Source organism: Paenibacillus plantiphilus (genome assembly GCF_927798095.1).
Lineage (GTDB): Bacteria > Bacillota > Bacilli > Paenibacillales > Paenibacillaceae > Paenibacillus_Z > Paenibacillus_Z plantiphilus.
The window spans coordinates 216599-231110 of the sequence record NZ_CAKMMF010000002.1; the positions used below are offsets into that span (position 1 = coordinate 216599).

The following is a 14512-nucleotide window of genomic DNA, read 5'->3' on the forward strand; positions in this document are numbered from 1 at the left end:
ATACGGTATAATGATCGCATTGCGCTCAGGCAGTGCTCTCACGACCACATGCCTGCATACAGAAGTAGCGAAGCCCCTCGGAGTCAAGTGCTTCTCCGCAAGCTTCGTTCTGTAATAGAGTCCTATTATTTGTAACCTGTTGTGGACATATTGAAACAAACAAGCAAAACTTTGCAAACAAATGATGAATGAAGCGAGGCGTTTACTTATGCATATTGATCTCTATTCCGATATGGTTTGCCCTTGGTGCAGAATCGGCAAACAAAATCTGCGTCGTGCTCTGGAATTATGGGAGGAGGCGGGCGGTGAGCCGGTAACCGTGCGCTATCACGCTTATCAGTTGGACCCAAGCTTGCCAGAGGAAGGCAAGCCGTTCGCGGAGGCGATGCGGCGTAAAGTGGGGGACCCTGCCCAACTGCAAGGCATGCTGGAGCAGGTAACAAAGGCAGGAGCCGCGGCAGGCGTCAACTTCCGCTTCGAGCTGGTGACGCGAATGCCCCATACTCGTCTGGCCCATCGCATGGTTGCGCTGCTGCCCCAAGAGAAGCAGGGAGCTGCCATTGACGCTTTATTCCGCGCCTATTTCGAAGAGGGCCGCGATATTGCGAAGTGGAACGAGCTAAGTGTTATTGCATCCGAGCTCGGCGAAGACGCCAGCTCCTTGTCCGCACAGCTTCAAGCGGGCGAAGGCAATGAACCCGTCGATGCAGATTTGGAAGCGGCTGCCGGGATCGGCATCACAGGCGTGCCCTTCTTCGTCTTTAATGATCGTTATGCACTATCCGGCGCTTACCCTGCGGAGAAGCTGGTAGAGCTGCTGGAACGTGTAGCCAAGGACGAGCAGCCCTAGCCCTGCGCGCGGCTCGTCCTGCACGCAAACTGCTGCACTCGGCGGTTCGCCCTGCACGCACTACACATACTGCACCTGCACCAGACTCGCCATGCTCGACGGATCGTCCTGCGCGTACCGCACGCACGGCTTCCCGCGCGGACAAACTGTCTCTGCATACGACGCTATCCACGATGGAGCAGGGACAGCCTGTCCGCCTTTGTCGGGCGGAGCAGCATTATGAATGGGCGGATCGGAAGAAGCGATAGCCCTTGCGCACGCTATTCATCACCCAGTCCGGCATAGGCACAGGAGCTTTGGACAAGAACGGCACATAGAAGCGGTTGTATGCCTTCTTCAGATCATCCCACATGTGGCAGGGCTCCTTCTTCAGAAAGTCCGATATGTCAACGACGATGCCTTTGCCATCCGCCATCATTACATTTTTGCCGTGAACATCATGCGGATGCAGCCCTCTCTCTCTTGCGTAATCGAGCGCTGCATCAATATCATCAATGACTTCTTGGGGAATTCGGATGCCCTTCTTTATACATTCATATAATGTAGTTCCTTGCAGCCGTTTCATAATCAAATATTTGCGGCCTTCCCATTCGCCTGCATGATAGCACTTCGAGTAAGCAGGATGCTCGCCAAGGCGGCGGTATACCTCTACCTCCTCCTCCCAGCCTTCGCGGCCCGGAGCATAGACCTTAATAACAACCCCCTCTGCATCTGGATGAGCGAAGACAGCGGCATAATTGCCAGCCCCTAGCTTCTCCCAGCCCTGAGGCTGATTCCGCACGACAATTGGCTCGCCATCATGCACGCTTTCGATCACAAGCGCAGGGAGAAGCGTCTCCTCCATCCATACTGCCAAAGATTCTATATTGCGTTCCGTTGTCACGATTATTCGTTCCCTCTTCCATGGAGATGTCGTCTATAATTTACATTTTAATGCGATCCTCCATAAAAAGAAAGACCGTCAAAGGTCCAGGCTCTCATGCCCTTATCCGACGATCTTCAGCCCCGCCACACCCGTTATGATCATCGCTATAAACAGCAGCTTCCTGCGATCACGCGATTCCCCGAAAGCAATCATCCCCAGCAGCACGCTGCCGGCCGCTCCGATCCCTGTCCAAACTCCATACGCCGTACTGATCGGAATAGATTGCAGCGCTTTGGATAAGAAATAGAAGCTGAATCCGCCGAGCAGCACCGTACCAACCGTCGCCTTCCATTTCTTGAACCCGTCCGACAATTTCATAAACGTTACGAAGCCAATCTCACCCAGCCCCGACAACAGCAGGAACACCCATGCCATCATTCTCTCCCCCTTGTAAGCTCACGTTGTCTTTCTCGTTGTCTTTCTCGTTGTCTGTTCCGCTGATTCTTTCTCTATGATTCTTTCTCTATGATCCTTTCTCGATCCTTTCACTATTCCGCTGTTGCTTCCTCCTCTTTATTCGGGTCCGCAGAGATCATCTTAAGACCGACAATACCGCCGATCAGCAGAGCGACGAACAGCAGCTTAAGCAGTTCAGCCGGCTCGTCAAGCACCAGCATGCCCACGATGACCGTTCCTGCGGTGCCGATTCCAGTAAATACGGCATAAGCGGTGCCGATCTCAATGCTCTTCATCGATTTGGCGAAGCATATGAAGCTGGCGATCATTGCCAGCACGGTAAGCACACTTGGCAGCAGCAATGTAAAGCCTTGCGATTCCTTTAACCCGAATGCCCATCCAATCTCCAATAATCCGCCTATAATTAAGTACAGCCACGCCATGATGTGTCATCCCCTCGTTTTCCCAGATTGCACAGCTTCCCGAATCCAATCCCATATGATCGACTGGCGCTCCCGATAAATATCCGGTTCATAGAACTTATGCTCCACCAGCAAGCCATCAATCAAGGCATAGAATAAAGCAAGGAACCGATTGCCGACCGACTCGCTGTAGTTGCCTTCCGCCAGACATTGCTGAAACAGCTTTAGAAAATACGGGCTGTAAGCCCCCTCATAATCCATAAATCGCGCACGAAGCTGCTCCTGCAGATGCTTGGGCGGTACAATCAGCGTCCGCTTCATAAATGCCTGACCGTTGGTCAAATGATCCAGGTCCGTGAAAAATTTAAATGCCGCATATAATTGCTCCAACGGCTCCAAGGCCGCAGCTTCCTTCATTAGCGCAGTGAATCGATCATGCTCTGCTTCCATCTCGTCTGCCATAATAGACAGAAACAGCTGCTCCTTCGACTCAAAATGCGCATAGATGGACGGTGTCTTAATACCGACCTCTCTGGCAATCTCTGATAAAGAGACACCATCATAACCAGAGGCAGAAAATAATGCCATTGCGGCCTGCTTCAAACGATTCGCAGTCATTGCTGTTCCCTCCACCTTTATCATGTTCCCATCACCTAACGAACGTTAGTTTCCTATGAGACTATCCCTTTCGACCATCCATGTCAAGGATTCTATTAGGAGAAATCAGGGCTGTCATGTATAATTACCACATCCTACATTTGTCACGTTTATTTGTTTAATTTTATAGGTCTTTTGAATCATAATTAATTATTATGAAATTGTTAATTTACAGTCTATTACATACAGTATTTCCCTTGGTTTCTCTAACCTTTCACTACCTAAACAGAGCCTTCCATGCTATAATTGGCGTACACAATTTAAAGGCCCTGCTACCTACAAGGTACAACCTCGTCAGCTTGATAACGAGGTTGTACTTTTTTTTGTATGGACCTATTTTACTAAACGGGAGTGACCAGAAAATGCTGCTCGAAGCTATCTATCATCGTCCGAAGCACAATTGGGCTTACGCCTATGACCGAGAGACGCTGCATTTACGGATACGCACAAAAAAAGGTGATATCGACGCGGTTAAGGCTGTTGTCGGTGACAAATACGCTTGGGAGGGCACGGTGAATAAGCTGCCGATGCGCCTCTTTATCTCAGATACGCTATTCGACTATTGGGAAGTAGCTGTGAAGCCCCCTTACCGGAGACTTCGCTATTCCTTCCAGCTGGAGAAAGGCCGCAAGAAGCTGTGGATGACGGAGAAAGGCTTCGTTCCCAAGCTGCCAGGGAATGCCGACACCTTCTTCGACTTCCCCTTCATTAATCCAATCGATGTGTTCGAACCGCCTGCATGGGTGAAGGAAGCTGTCTTCTATCAGATCTTCCCTGAGCGATTCGCCAACGGCGATCCATCCATCAGCCCGGCAAACATTGAGCCATGGGGAGCTACGCCTACGCCCGATAATTTCTTCGGCGGCGATCTTCAGGGCGTGATAGATCATCTCGACCATTTGACCGATCTCGGCGTCAATGCAATCTACTTCACACCATTATTCGAGGCCGTGACCAATCACAAATATGACACGCAGGATTACTTGAAGGTAGACCCGCATTTCGGAACTAACGAGAAGCTCAAGGAGCTTGTAGACGAATGCCACAAGCGCGGTATCCGCGTTCTGCTGGATGCTGTATTCAATCACGCTGGCAAGACCTTCCCGCCTTTCATCGACGCGCTGGAGAAGGGCTCTGCCTCCAAGTATGCCGACTGGTTCCATGTGCGGGAGTGGCCGCTCCGAGTAGAGAATGGCTTCCCAACCTACGATGCCTTCTCATTCGAGCCAACGATGCCCAAGCTGAATACCGAGAACGCCGATGTAAAGGAATACCTGCTTAAGGTAGCCAAATATTGGATCGAAGAAATCGGAATCGACGGCTGGCGGCTGGATGTAGCCAATGAGGTAGATCATCACTTTTGGCGCTTGTTCAGGCAAACAGTGAAGGGTGTTAATCCAGAGGCATATATCCTTGGCGAAATCTGGCATGATTCGTTGATGTGGCTGGACGGCGACCAGTTCGACGCCGTCATGAACTACCCGTTCACGAATGCGGTGCTGGATTATACAGCAAACGGTACGCTCGACGGCTTGCAGTTCACCCAAGCAATCGGGGCACAGCTCGCCGCTTATTCCCAGCAGGTTACCGAGACTGCGTTCAACCTGCTCGACAGCCATGATACCGCAAGACTCTTGACCCTTTGCGGCGGAGATGAGCGCCGGATGAAGCTGGCTTCGCTGTTCCAGCTCACCTTCCCGGGCACGCCATGTATTTATTATGGCGATGAGGTTGGCATGTCCGGCGGCGGCGATCCTGAATGCCGTCAATGCATGGTATGGGACGAGAGCGCCCAGAACAGCGAGCTGTTCCACTTTTACAGCACGCTGATCGCGCTTCGTAAGGAGAATCCTGCGCTGAGGTCTATCGACATTCGCTTCTTACACGCAGCTGCCAAGGATGCTGCTATCGTCTATGAGCGCAGAAGCGCCGACAGCAACCGCTTTATTATTGCCATCAATGCAGGAGAACGCTCCCGGAAGCTCGTTGTTCCCGTAGTCAATGGCAGCTGGAGCAATGTCTTCACCAATGAAGCGGTGAAGGTCAAGGACAAGACAATAACGCTCAATCTGCCGCCCTACAGCTTTATTATGCTGGAACAAGCGGTGAATAAACCACGGATCAAGCAATAATACACCCGTGAACCACACGCAGCTTCTGGCACGCGCGTGGCAATGCATAACGCAATCTACCACAACTAAGGCTGTCTGCAATCATCCCGCTGATGATTGCAGACAGCCTTTCCCCTTTTTTTACGGATTCGGATGATTATGACATCGCTTTCATTTTCGTTTCCTTACGTGCATAATCAGTGTATACTTTATTGCACAAGCATCGCATGGCGCACAATAATGAAGGAACAGCGTGCATACGTTTGCACCTGACTGTGTACACGGAGGGTATAGCTATGGTTACAATAAAGGACATCGCGAAGATCGCCGGTGTCTCCCCATCAACCGTTTCCCGAGTTGTCTCTAATCATCCAAGAATTAGCCACGAAACGTCGCGCAAAGTAAAGGCGATTATGGAGCAGGAAGGCTATCACCCCAACATTATGGCGAAGAGCTTGGTTTCCAAGACGACGCAAACACTCGGTATATTATTGCCTCGTCCGGCTGAAGAGTTGTTTCAGAATGACTTTTTTGGCGAGCTGCTTCGCGGAATTGTAACGCAAGCAACAAGCGCCGGCTATGATACGCTAATTACGACTGTCACGAAGGATACGGACGAGCTCATGGCGATTTCGCGTTTAGTTCGGGGCCAGAGGGTTGACGGCATCCTGCTGCTGTCCTCAAGGACGAGCGATCCCGTTATCGGATTCCTGCAGGAGAACGAATTCCCGTTCGTGCTTATTGGAAGAAGCGATGATTATCAGGATGTACTCTCAATAGACAACAACAATGTTCAAGCCGCGCAAGATGCTACCAATCATCTTATCTCACAGGGTCATACACGAATCGGATTTATTAACGGACCTACGAATCTGGTCGTGTCCCAGGATCGGCTCGCCGGCTATCACAAAGCGCTTTGTGAAGCTAATATCGTTGCAAGGCCTGAGTGGGCGATAGCCGTTGATATGATGCAGCAAAGCGGATTTCGCGCCATTTCCGGCTATATGAGCATGCCGGATCGTCCGAGCGCGCTGGTCGTATTTGACGATGCGATTGCTTTCGGTGTGCTTCGCGGATTAACAGAGCTGGGCTACAGCGTCCCTGAAGACATCAGCTTGGTCAGCTTCAACAACATTCCTCTGTCTGGGGTGGCATCGACGCCAATCAGTTCCGTGGATATCGGAATCTACCATCTTGGCTATACAGCTAGCCAGTTTCTGCTCCGTTCCGCGCAAGGCAAGCCATTGCCAGAGGATCAGATTATTATTCCGCACCGTCTCATCGTGCGCAAATCATCGATCAATCAAATTTCATCGGAGTAGTGAACCAGACTCGTCCTATTGCTTATCCGGGTATTACAGAGCTGCTCTCCGCGCTTGGGCAGCCGTACTGCTCAAACAAAGGCTAGCAGTCGCTTGCATCTCGAATATCCAGTGCGCCGCCTCATTCCACTTTTCCGTGCTGTAACGCGGTTTTTCCGCCTTATGGAGATAGCCAAAGCGGATTCTGCGATGCCTTGCCATCTGTAAGAGGGTTTCTCAGCGTTACAGCGCAGATATGTACGATTGATAGCAGATATAGGTGGAGTTTGCATGTGCGCGAATTAATCAGATACGGGGAGATTTGCAGCTTAATATCTTATCCATCGGGTTTTCTCTATATTGCATTGCCGAATTACCCGTGTCAGGAGACCTAAGCTGCAACCATGCCTTTATTTCTTGAGATTGAGCGAAGAAAAAGCTTTCGAGGGAAGTGATGGGATTGATATATTTTTACAATAGATAATCAGCAATGGTTGATAATAGTAAAACAACTTTATAATCGGCAACCGGTTGAATTGCAAGCTAGGTTGGTTGGTTGGTTGGTTGGTTTTTCGAGCGGATTTGAATGAAGCGTGCTTGAGCCTGCTAACCTAACTATTGGCCCGCCGCAGCAGCTGGCGCAAGCCCCATAGCAGCAAGCCTCTTGCCAATCTCTTCATTCAGCGCAGCAAGCTTCTGGTCGGGGTACTCAATAGGCGTCTCGTCACTCAGCTTATATTTGTTCTTCAGCTCCAGAATTCTGCTGACGCTCTCATCAATGCGTTGCTCTGTTAGTTCTCCACTCTGAATACTTTGTTTCAGCGCATCCAATACCTTGGTCACATTCTCATACTCATGCGCGACCATCACAAGATCACCGCCAGCCTTGATCGTCAGAACAGCTGCTTCTCCCATTCCGTACTGCTTGGAGATAGCGCCCATCGTCATATCATCGCTCACAACTACACCCTTGAAGCCTAATGCTCCTCTTAACTGCTCTGTAATCAGCACTTTCGAAAGTGAAGCTGGCAGCTCAGGGTCAAGCTCAGGCAGCAGCAAATGCCCGACCATCACAACATCGACGTCTTGACGAATCGCCTCTACGAATGGGAGCCATTCCATCGCCTGCAGCGCCTTCAAGTCCTTCCCAATGACGGGAAGGTCCAGATGGGAATCTACCGCTGTATCTCCATGGCCTGGAAAATGCTTCACGACCGGGATAACCCCTTCCTCTCGAATCCCCTTCAAAGCGCTCATCCCCATCCGCGTCACAAGCTCTGCAGTCGTTCCGAAGGATCGACTTCCGATGACAGGATTATCGGGATTGCTATGAATGTCGAGTACAGGGGCAAAGTCCATATTCATACCCATAAGTCTGCACATCTCTCCCAAGCTGCTCCCGACCCACGCCGCGAATTCAGCATCATTGGTTTTGCCAATTGCGCGAGCTGTAGGCAGCGCATGAACTCCCGGCAGACGGCTTACTCGCCCTCCTTCCTGATCAACAGAGAAGAACAGCGGCGGCGCTTGTCCACTCGTTCTATTCCATGCTTTGAGCTGGTTGACCAGGTCTGCGACATCCTTAGGCTTGGCAGATAAATTGTTTTTGAAAAAAATAATTCCGCCCACATACTGACTAAGAAGCATTTCCTTCATCTCTACTGTAGGCGCATCCCCCTTCACCCCCGCGATAATGAGCTGGCCCAGCTTCTCCTCCAGCGTCATACCATCCAGCTGGCTCGGCGCTTCCTCTTCCGGGTCGCTGCCTGTTGCTGGCGGAGAATGGGCCGATGTCTCTTCTGGCTGGGCGGTTTCTTCAGGAGCCTTCACAGGCGGAGCAGCAGGGGACTCCTTCGAGCACCCCGCCGCAAAGCAGACGATGAACAGCGCCACTAGCATAATACTCGACCATCGCAATTGCATGCTGCATTATCCTCTCACACGTTGTAGCAATTATAATCGCACCGGCATAGTATCCATCATGCTCTTACACGCGCAGCTCCGAATGTTGAATCCTCGACGTCTCGATCTGAATGGTGACATGATCCATATGGAACAGCTTCTTAAGCTGGTGTATCGCTTCCTGTAAAATCACGCCCTGATCGCTCTCATCCTCAACGAGCAAATGGCAGGTCAAGGAATCCAAACCGGATGTAATTGTCCATATGTGCAGGTCATGCACATTTTTGACACCTGCGATATTCTCCAGCACACGCTTTACTTCCTCAGGGTTAACGGCGGGCGGAGCGCCTTCCATCAGAATGTGGAAGGTGTGCTTAATGACCCCCCATGCGCCCCTCAGAATTAACAGCGCCACGATCACACTAATAATAGGATCGGCAATATACCAGCCAAATATGAGCATGACCAATCCAGCCAGGATCGCTCCGAGCGAGCCAAGCGCATCCCCGATAATGTGCAAGTATGCACTGCGCAGATTAATGTTGTTTTTAACATCCCCTTTTCTCATTAACGACCAGGCGCTCACTACATTTGCAGCAAGTCCGATCGACGCGATGAGCATCATCGAACCGCTCGCTACGGTCGGCGGAGCGAACAACCGCCCATAGGCTTCCCATATAATAAAGCCAGCAATAACGAACAATGTTGCCCCGTTGAACAGCGCAGCCAAAATCTCAAACCTGTAGTAGCCGTATGTTTTGCGGGGAGAGGCTGCTTTTGCAGCGAATGCTATCGCAATTAGGCTTAGGAGAAGGGCGCTGGCATCACTTAGCATATGACCCGAATCAGACAGCAGCGCAAGGCTGTTCGTTATCAAACCTCCAAAAAACTCAAGCAGCATGATGCCCGCAGTAATAATTAAAGCGATCAAAAGCCCTTTCTTATTCCCCTCTCTTGTATGACCATGATGATGATCGTGATCATTATGGCCGTGACTATGACTGTGGCCGTGGTGATCATGGTTATGACCGTGATGGTGGTGCATATATACCCTCTCCCTTTAAGTTAAATCTGTTCCTCTGGCAATAGACAAATCAGCATTTCTCGTGGGGCTTCAATCGATACCCAACAACATATGAGTAATTGTTCATATGTTTATTTTATGCTAAAGTGAAAATTTGTCAAGCGCTCGATCAATAAAGGGGCAGTTATCCCTGCGGCGGCGGCTGCACGGAGAAAACCCTCCTCTATAGAGACCGAAGGGCGGCCTCTCATAAAGAAGGGTTGTTGGTGCTTTTATAAGCTATATCGTCCATAGGCTCCAATCATTGCGGCGTTTGCCAATGGCATCAATCCAGCGGAATGTGATGTCGAACAGATGGTCCCGCTCGGCCTTGGAGGAGAAAGTATGATCCGCTTGCATAATAACTTCTTTATCGCAGTTGCCTTCCTTCCGCAGCCAGAACATTTTCTGATATAAAAAGCAATAGTCCACAGGGATGACCGTATCCGCCGTACCATGCACAATCAGCACATCGCCATTGTAACCCCGTAGCTCTGTCAGCGGCTGAAACTGCGCCAGCGAATCCGTGAACTGCTTCGTCAGCTCATAGTGCATATAATCGCTTTTGCCGGTCCGCTCGATCTCCTCTATTGCTTTGACGCCAATAATATTGCGAATATCCATGAAAGGATGGGCCACAGGCGACCACAGCACCAGCGACTTCACACGACTGTCCCGCGATGCCGTCAGCACGGCTACTGCCCCGCCAAGACTGTGCCCCACCAGAATAATTCGTTCGAGATCAACCAGATCAAGACCAGCCGCATAATCAAGCACCGTTCTTGTCTGCTCAATGAGAGCATCCAAGCCGCCGCTGCCATAATCACCCGTACTCTCACCGCAGCCGCCGTAATCGAAACGGAGCACCAAATAACCTCTCTTCGTCAATCGGTCGGCAGCCTCGACAAACAGCCTGTCAGTGCCCATTCGATTGCCGATAAAACCGTGGCATATAATAATAAGCGGGTATTTGTCCGCTCTCTGTTCATCGCTATTAAGTGGGGGGTATTGCAATACACCGGACAATTCCAATTGCCCGCTTTTTATAGTAATGGGATGATTCATCGTCACGGCACCGCCTTATTCCTATTAATCCTACCTATTTGCTTGGAATTAAGAATACCATGAACAATTCCCCTCGTCAACCGTAATTTCACACATTTTAATTCAGTGCCGCAATCGCCGCCGCTATCTTAACTCCATACTTAGTTTGTTCTATCTCCGCAGGTATTGGCGGGCCTGTAGAAATCGCGTCATTGTAGTATAGAACTAAATAACTGCCCTCTTGAAGCACAGTAGGTGGATAAGAACTGAGAAATAACTGCCTCTGCTGAAACTTATCATGCCCCAACTCCCGCTTCTCTATCGTACCGAAATCATAGATATACAGTTGATTCGTATCATCAAGCTTGTATTTTTGCGGCTGAACGCCTTCCAATTCTCTATCCGCGGCCGTTCCCAATTCCACAAATGCAACCCCTTCATGCTTCAAAGCCTCTGCAATGGATTGCGGCGGAGCCCCATCCGAGCAGGCTGACAGCAGCAGCAATCCGAGCAACGCTATCGCTCCAATGAACCGCTTCATTACTATCCAAGCCACAGCCTTCTTCAATGTTACTCGTTCGATGAACCTCTCCATTGTTATTCCCCCATGAAACTCATTTTTTAAATTCTTTCCATCCGAAAGCATGCCGAGAAGCTTATGCGCCGATCCGCTTTAATGCTTCACGGACACTAAGCGTGGATAACGGAGTTTCCTTAACGAACGCACGCACCGACTGTTCATCTGTCTTCGCATACTCCCGCAGCGCCCAGCCGATTGCCTTGCGGATGAAGAAATCCTCCTCGTCTGCGCATTGACGGATGAACGCAAACAGCAGCTCTTTATCCGTCTTTTCCTTGTAGCCCAATTGGAATAGAATCGCGCTGCGGCGCAGCCAAAGATTGTCGGATTCTATCCATTTGCCCGCATACGCCGGAATAAGCTCGGGATAACGCGCGAACAAGGAGCCCACAAGCCTGCCGGCAATAATATCAACCGTATCCCACCATGACGAGGTAATAATCATCATCTCCAGCAGCCCGATCCATGCTGCATCCAGCCCTTTCAAGCGCTTATCCAGCAGCATTATAGCCGTGTACTGGTATTCCCGCTCCGGGAGCTTCCACAGTGCTCGGATAACAGCTTCCAGCTCTTCTAACGCCGGCGTTCCCTTCTCCTTCAGAAACTGCCTTGTCAGCGCGACCCGCTCCGGTGATTTGATACCTAGAAAAGGGAACTGATCCCGCATATAAGCAGCCATCGCAGCTGCTTTCTCTTTATTCGAATGACTGCGCAGCCACAGCTCCAGCTCCAGTTCATACGGCGCTTGTCCCATTCCATATTCCTCCCCTTCTGTCAGCTCAGTTCAGCTCTTCTCAGCATAACAGTCCATTGTCCACATGCACAACGCATATCGTTTATCCACACACCATCCTTATCAACCACTATATACCAGTTTAAGAAAAAAACGAAAAGATGAAATCAAGAGGATGCCCCAATAGGGAAGCCCAAGCGACCGAGTGGATCAATCAATTCCAGCACATGCGCAAAAACGATACAGACCATAAAAAAAGGCCAACCAGCAATCACTGGCTAACCTGATCATACGAAGAACCTTCAGCATCACTGTCAAAGTGGAGATGAAGGTTCCTTCGCAACTCCATATTACGTGCAATCCGACTTCAAACCATCTCTATCTCACTATGCGATAACAGCTTCGATCTTGCGCCATTGCAGCCGCTCCCGCATAGCGACCACAGGGCCAATTACAATAGCAACAGGACTAGACAGCTCCGATACCTGCGGATTAGCCACAATATTGCCGAGCGTGCCGACCACCGTCTGCTGCTCCTCGCGTGTCCCGCTTTGAACAAGCGCAATCGGCGTATCTGCCGCTTTGCCATTCATTAGCAGTTGATCAACAATGACTGGCAGCTGCTGCAAGCCCATCAGCACGACCAGCGTCTCAGCGCCGGCGGCCCATGCCCAATCGACACAAGCAGTATCCTTGCCTACACATTCATGCCCGGTAATGACCGTGAAGGATGCCGCCAAAGTACGATGTGTAACAGGAATGCCTGCATAAGCAGGCGCGGCGATACAAGACGAAATGCCTGGCACAAGCTCAAATTCGATTCCCCGGTCCGCCAAATAAGCAGCCTCTTCGCCGCCCCGTCCGAATACGAACGGATCTCCGCCCTTGAGCCTCGTCACCGTAAGGCCGCGCATCGCGCGATCTGCGATCAAGGCGTTAATATCCTCCTGCTTCATCGTATGATGGCCTGATGCTTTGCCTGCATACAATAGCTCTGCATGGGATTGCGCTTCCTTCACAAGCTCCTTGGATACGAGCCGATCATAAATGATGACGTCCGCAAGCCGGATCGTTTCCAATCCGCGCAGCGTTATCAGCTTCGGGTCCCCCGGTCCAGCGCCGGTCAAATACACTTTACCGTACATATATACCCACGCTCCTTGATCGCTAGTGTAGTTTGACTGCCGCCATGCAGCTCTGCAGCTCCGCAGTTCCCGATTGCGAGAGCACTTCTCCAATCGGATTACAGGTACAGAATGTTAGATCCCGTCGGGCTCGCTCTCATCAGAGCCGCCCCCGAAAAACTTGCTCATCGCAACGACCATGCTGCCCATCCGCTCTTCCTCCGGGAACAGCACCCTTTCGACACCTTCCTCATAAACTGCTTCTGCCGTCACCTTGCCAACAGCAACAGCCAGCACGCGGCTTGCGAATGCCTCGCGAACGCTGTCCAGCTTGCCCAGCTGCGCCGCGCAGCCCATTACGTATCTCACCTGAACCGTACTCGTCAGCGTTACCGCATCTACCTTGCCCGTTATGATCTCATCGATAAGCCGCTCTACAACATCGCCCTCAGGCGGAATATGACGATAGGGCAGCAATTCCTCGCACAATGCGCCCCTCTCGGCAAGCGCACCGGTCAGCCTTGGAGCGGGATCGCCATATAGCTGCAGCGCAATACGGCTTCCCTGCAAATCATAGCTCTCCAATGCACGAAGAAGCCCCCTTGTCGTACCATCGTCATCACGAACCTCCGGCGTCAGACCCAGCTTGCGCAGCACATTGACGGTCTTGTAGCCTCTGGCTCCAAGCTTCATCGATTGAAGCGCGCCATGGAAGCTCTCTGCCAGATCCAGCTTCTCAGCGGTTTGCAGGAGCGCCTCGGTTCCTACACCCGTCGTAAGAATAAGCCACTCCGCCGGATTGTCTATTAACGCCCTCAATTGGCCTTCTATTAAACTGTCATCGAGAAAGACAGTCCCTTGTGCCGGCCTTAATACGGCCTCTCCCCCGAACTTTTGAAGCATGCGGCTCAAATCATCCGCTTTGCGCGGTCCGGTCACGGCAATAACCTTGCCTTCCAATCGACCCATGCCCGGATCCCCCCTTGAAGTCCAATCTTCTATCTACCTATTCCCGTTCCATACACCTTTATATCCGCACCCGATACAAGCTCTGTTAAACTAGGATACCTTGGAATGCGCAGTATTGATCTGCAGCACCACATTGCCGCCCGCATCAACATGAACCGGATAAGTGGCGACACAGCCGTCATCGGGCGCCTGTACAATTCCATCCTGCAGGTCGATCTTCCAATCATGCAGCGGGCAATACACATGATGATCACATACAATGCCCTCCGACAGCTTGCCCTGCTTATGCGGACAGCTGTTCTCAACCGCTTTGACCTCCCCGTCCGACAGCTTGAACAGCGCAAGCTCCAGCTCGCCGTAACGGAAAACACGTCCGCGCCGTTCAGGAAACTCTGAAATATGTCCAACGATCACTTCATTCATGCTCTTATGCCC

15 protein-coding genes are annotated in these 14512 nt (G+C 51.1%); 3 read left to right on the top strand and 12 right to left on the bottom strand.

Annotation, left to right across the window (positions count from 1 at the left end):
* The first annotated feature begins 208 nt into the window (after positions 1–208).
* Complete coding sequence (locus L6H65_RS02370) at positions 209–850, top strand: DsbA family oxidoreductase (RefSeq protein WP_236338736.1); 642 nt, start codon at positions 209–211, stop codon at positions 848–850.
* Between the two features lie 217 nt (positions 851–1067).
* Here the strand turns inward: L6H65_RS02370 and L6H65_RS02375 are convergent, their stop codons facing one another.
* The 4 genes from L6H65_RS02375 to L6H65_RS02390 all read right to left on the bottom strand — a co-directional run bounded on the left by L6H65_RS02375 (position 1068) and on the right by L6H65_RS02390 (position 3211).
* On the bottom strand, positions 1068–1733 hold the full coding sequence (locus L6H65_RS02375; protein ID WP_443093978.1) for a serine/threonine-protein kinase: 666 nt from the start codon (positions 1731–1733) through the stop codon (positions 1068–1070).
* Between the two features lie 102 nt (positions 1734–1835).
* On the bottom strand, positions 1836–2150 hold the full coding sequence (locus tag L6H65_RS02380; protein ID WP_236338839.1) for a DMT family transporter: 315 nt from the start codon (positions 2148–2150) through the stop codon (positions 1836–1838).
* A 113-nt stretch (positions 2151–2263) separates the two neighbouring features.
* Entirely contained in the window at positions 2264–2614 is a 351-nt protein-coding gene (locus L6H65_RS02385) for a DMT family transporter (RefSeq protein ID WP_236338737.1), read from the bottom strand.
* A 6-nt stretch (positions 2615–2620) separates the two neighbouring features.
* Positions 2621–3211 (bottom strand): TetR/AcrR family transcriptional regulator, encoded by a 591-nt coding sequence (locus L6H65_RS02390; RefSeq protein ID WP_236338738.1) that lies wholly within the window; start codon positions 3209–3211, stop codon positions 2621–2623.
* A gap of 401 nt (positions 3212–3612) precedes the next feature.
* On the opposite strand from L6H65_RS02390, the gene L6H65_RS02395 reads away from it, so the two are divergent.
* Together L6H65_RS02395 and L6H65_RS02400 are read left to right on the top strand one after the other, a co-directional pair.
* Positions 3613–5382 carry a glycoside hydrolase family 13 protein gene (locus L6H65_RS02395; RefSeq protein ID WP_236338740.1) on the top strand — a complete coding sequence of 590 codons (1770 nt, stop codon included), beginning with the start codon at positions 3613–3615 and terminating at the stop codon, positions 5380–5382.
* Positions 5383–5657: 275 nt separating this feature from the next.
* Positions 5658–6683: a LacI family DNA-binding transcriptional regulator gene (locus L6H65_RS02400; protein WP_236338743.1), complete on the top strand. Its 1026-nt coding sequence runs from the start codon at positions 5658–5660 to the stop codon at positions 6681–6683.
* 594 nt (positions 6684–7277) lie between these two features.
* Here L6H65_RS02400 and L6H65_RS02405 read toward each other — a convergent pair.
* The 8 genes from L6H65_RS02405 to nirD form a co-directional block, all read right to left on the bottom strand.
* Complete coding sequence (locus L6H65_RS02405; RefSeq protein WP_236338745.1) at positions 7278–8585, bottom strand: glycoside hydrolase family 3 protein; 1308 nt, start codon at positions 8583–8585, stop codon at positions 7278–7280.
* A 64-nt stretch (positions 8586–8649) separates the two neighbouring features.
* Positions 8650–9609 (bottom strand): cation diffusion facilitator family transporter, encoded by a 960-nt coding sequence (locus L6H65_RS02410; RefSeq protein ID WP_236338746.1) that lies wholly within the window; start codon positions 9607–9609, stop codon positions 8650–8652.
* A gap of 258 nt (positions 9610–9867) precedes the next feature.
* Positions 9868–10692, bottom strand: a complete 825-nt coding sequence (locus tag L6H65_RS02415) for an alpha/beta hydrolase family protein (protein WP_236338747.1) — start codon at positions 10690–10692, stop codon at positions 9868–9870.
* 97 nt (positions 10693–10789) lie between these two features.
* Positions 10790–11266, bottom strand: a complete 477-nt coding sequence (locus tag L6H65_RS02420) for a hypothetical protein (RefSeq protein ID WP_236338748.1) — start codon at positions 11264–11266, stop codon at positions 10790–10792.
* Positions 11267–11327: 61 nt separating this feature from the next.
* Entirely contained in the window at positions 11328–12005 is a 678-nt protein-coding gene (locus tag L6H65_RS02425; protein WP_236338749.1) for a DNA alkylation repair protein, read from the bottom strand.
* 365 nt (positions 12006–12370) lie between these two features.
* The gene (cobA, locus tag L6H65_RS02430; protein ID WP_236338750.1) at positions 12371–13129 is read right to left on the bottom strand and encodes a uroporphyrinogen-III C-methyltransferase; all 759 of its coding nucleotides are present in this window, start codon (positions 13127–13129) and stop codon (positions 12371–12373) included.
* A 114-nt stretch (positions 13130–13243) separates the two neighbouring features.
* Complete coding sequence (locus L6H65_RS02435) at positions 13244–14077, bottom strand: uroporphyrinogen-III synthase (protein WP_236338751.1); 834 nt, start codon at positions 14075–14077, stop codon at positions 13244–13246.
* 90 nt (positions 14078–14167) lie between these two features.
* The gene (nirD, locus tag L6H65_RS02440) at positions 14168–14500 is read right to left on the bottom strand and encodes a nitrite reductase small subunit NirD (RefSeq protein WP_236338752.1); all 333 of its coding nucleotides are present in this window, start codon (positions 14498–14500) and stop codon (positions 14168–14170) included.
* Positions 14501–14512: the final 12 nt, after the last annotated feature.

Bases quoted from the DNA above. Each gene is read 5' to 3' on its own strand.
- L6H65_RS02370 (WP_236338736.1), top strand. From the start codon at position 209: ATGCATATTGATCTCTATTCCGATATGGTTTGCCCTTGGTGCAGAATC.
- L6H65_RS02380 (WP_236338839.1), bottom strand. From the start codon at position 2,150: ATGGCATGGGTGTTCCTGCTGTTGTCGGGGCTGGGTGAGATTGGCTTC.
- L6H65_RS02385 (WP_236338737.1), bottom strand. From the start codon at position 2,614: ATGGCGTGGCTGTACTTAATTATAGGCGGATTATTGGAGATTGGATGG.
- L6H65_RS02390 (WP_236338738.1), bottom strand. From the start codon at position 3,211: ATGACTGCGAATCGTTTGAAGCAGGCCGCAATGGCATTATTTTCTGCC.
- L6H65_RS02395 (WP_236338740.1), top strand. From the start codon at position 3,613: ATGCTGCTCGAAGCTATCTATCATCGTCCGAAGCACAATTGGGCTTAC.
- L6H65_RS02400 (WP_236338743.1), top strand. From the start codon at position 5,658: ATGGTTACAATAAAGGACATCGCGAAGATCGCCGGTGTCTCCCCATCA.
- L6H65_RS02405 (WP_236338745.1), bottom strand. From the start codon at position 8,585: ATGCAATTGCGATGGTCGAGTATTATGCTAGTGGCGCTGTTCATCGTC.
- L6H65_RS02410 (WP_236338746.1), bottom strand. From the start codon at position 9,609: ATGCACCACCATCACGGTCATAACCATGATCACCACGGCCACAGTCAT.
- L6H65_RS02415 (WP_236338747.1), bottom strand. From the start codon at position 10,692: ATGAATCATCCCATTACTATAAAAAGCGGGCAATTGGAATTGTCCGGT.
- L6H65_RS02420 (WP_236338748.1), bottom strand. From the start codon at position 11,266: ATGGAGAGGTTCATCGAACGAGTAACATTGAAGAAGGCTGTGGCTTGG.
- L6H65_RS02425 (WP_236338749.1), bottom strand. From the start codon at position 12,005: ATGGGACAAGCGCCGTATGAACTGGAGCTGGAGCTGTGGCTGCGCAGT.
- cobA (WP_236338750.1), bottom strand. From the start codon at position 13,129: ATGTACGGTAAAGTGTATTTGACCGGCGCTGGACCGGGGGACCCGAAG.
- L6H65_RS02435 (WP_236338751.1), bottom strand. From the start codon at position 14,077: ATGGGTCGATTGGAAGGCAAGGTTATTGCCGTGACCGGACCGCGCAAA.
- nirD (WP_236338752.1), bottom strand. From the start codon at position 14,500: ATGAATGAAGTGATCGTTGGACATATTTCAGAGTTTCCTGAACGGCGC.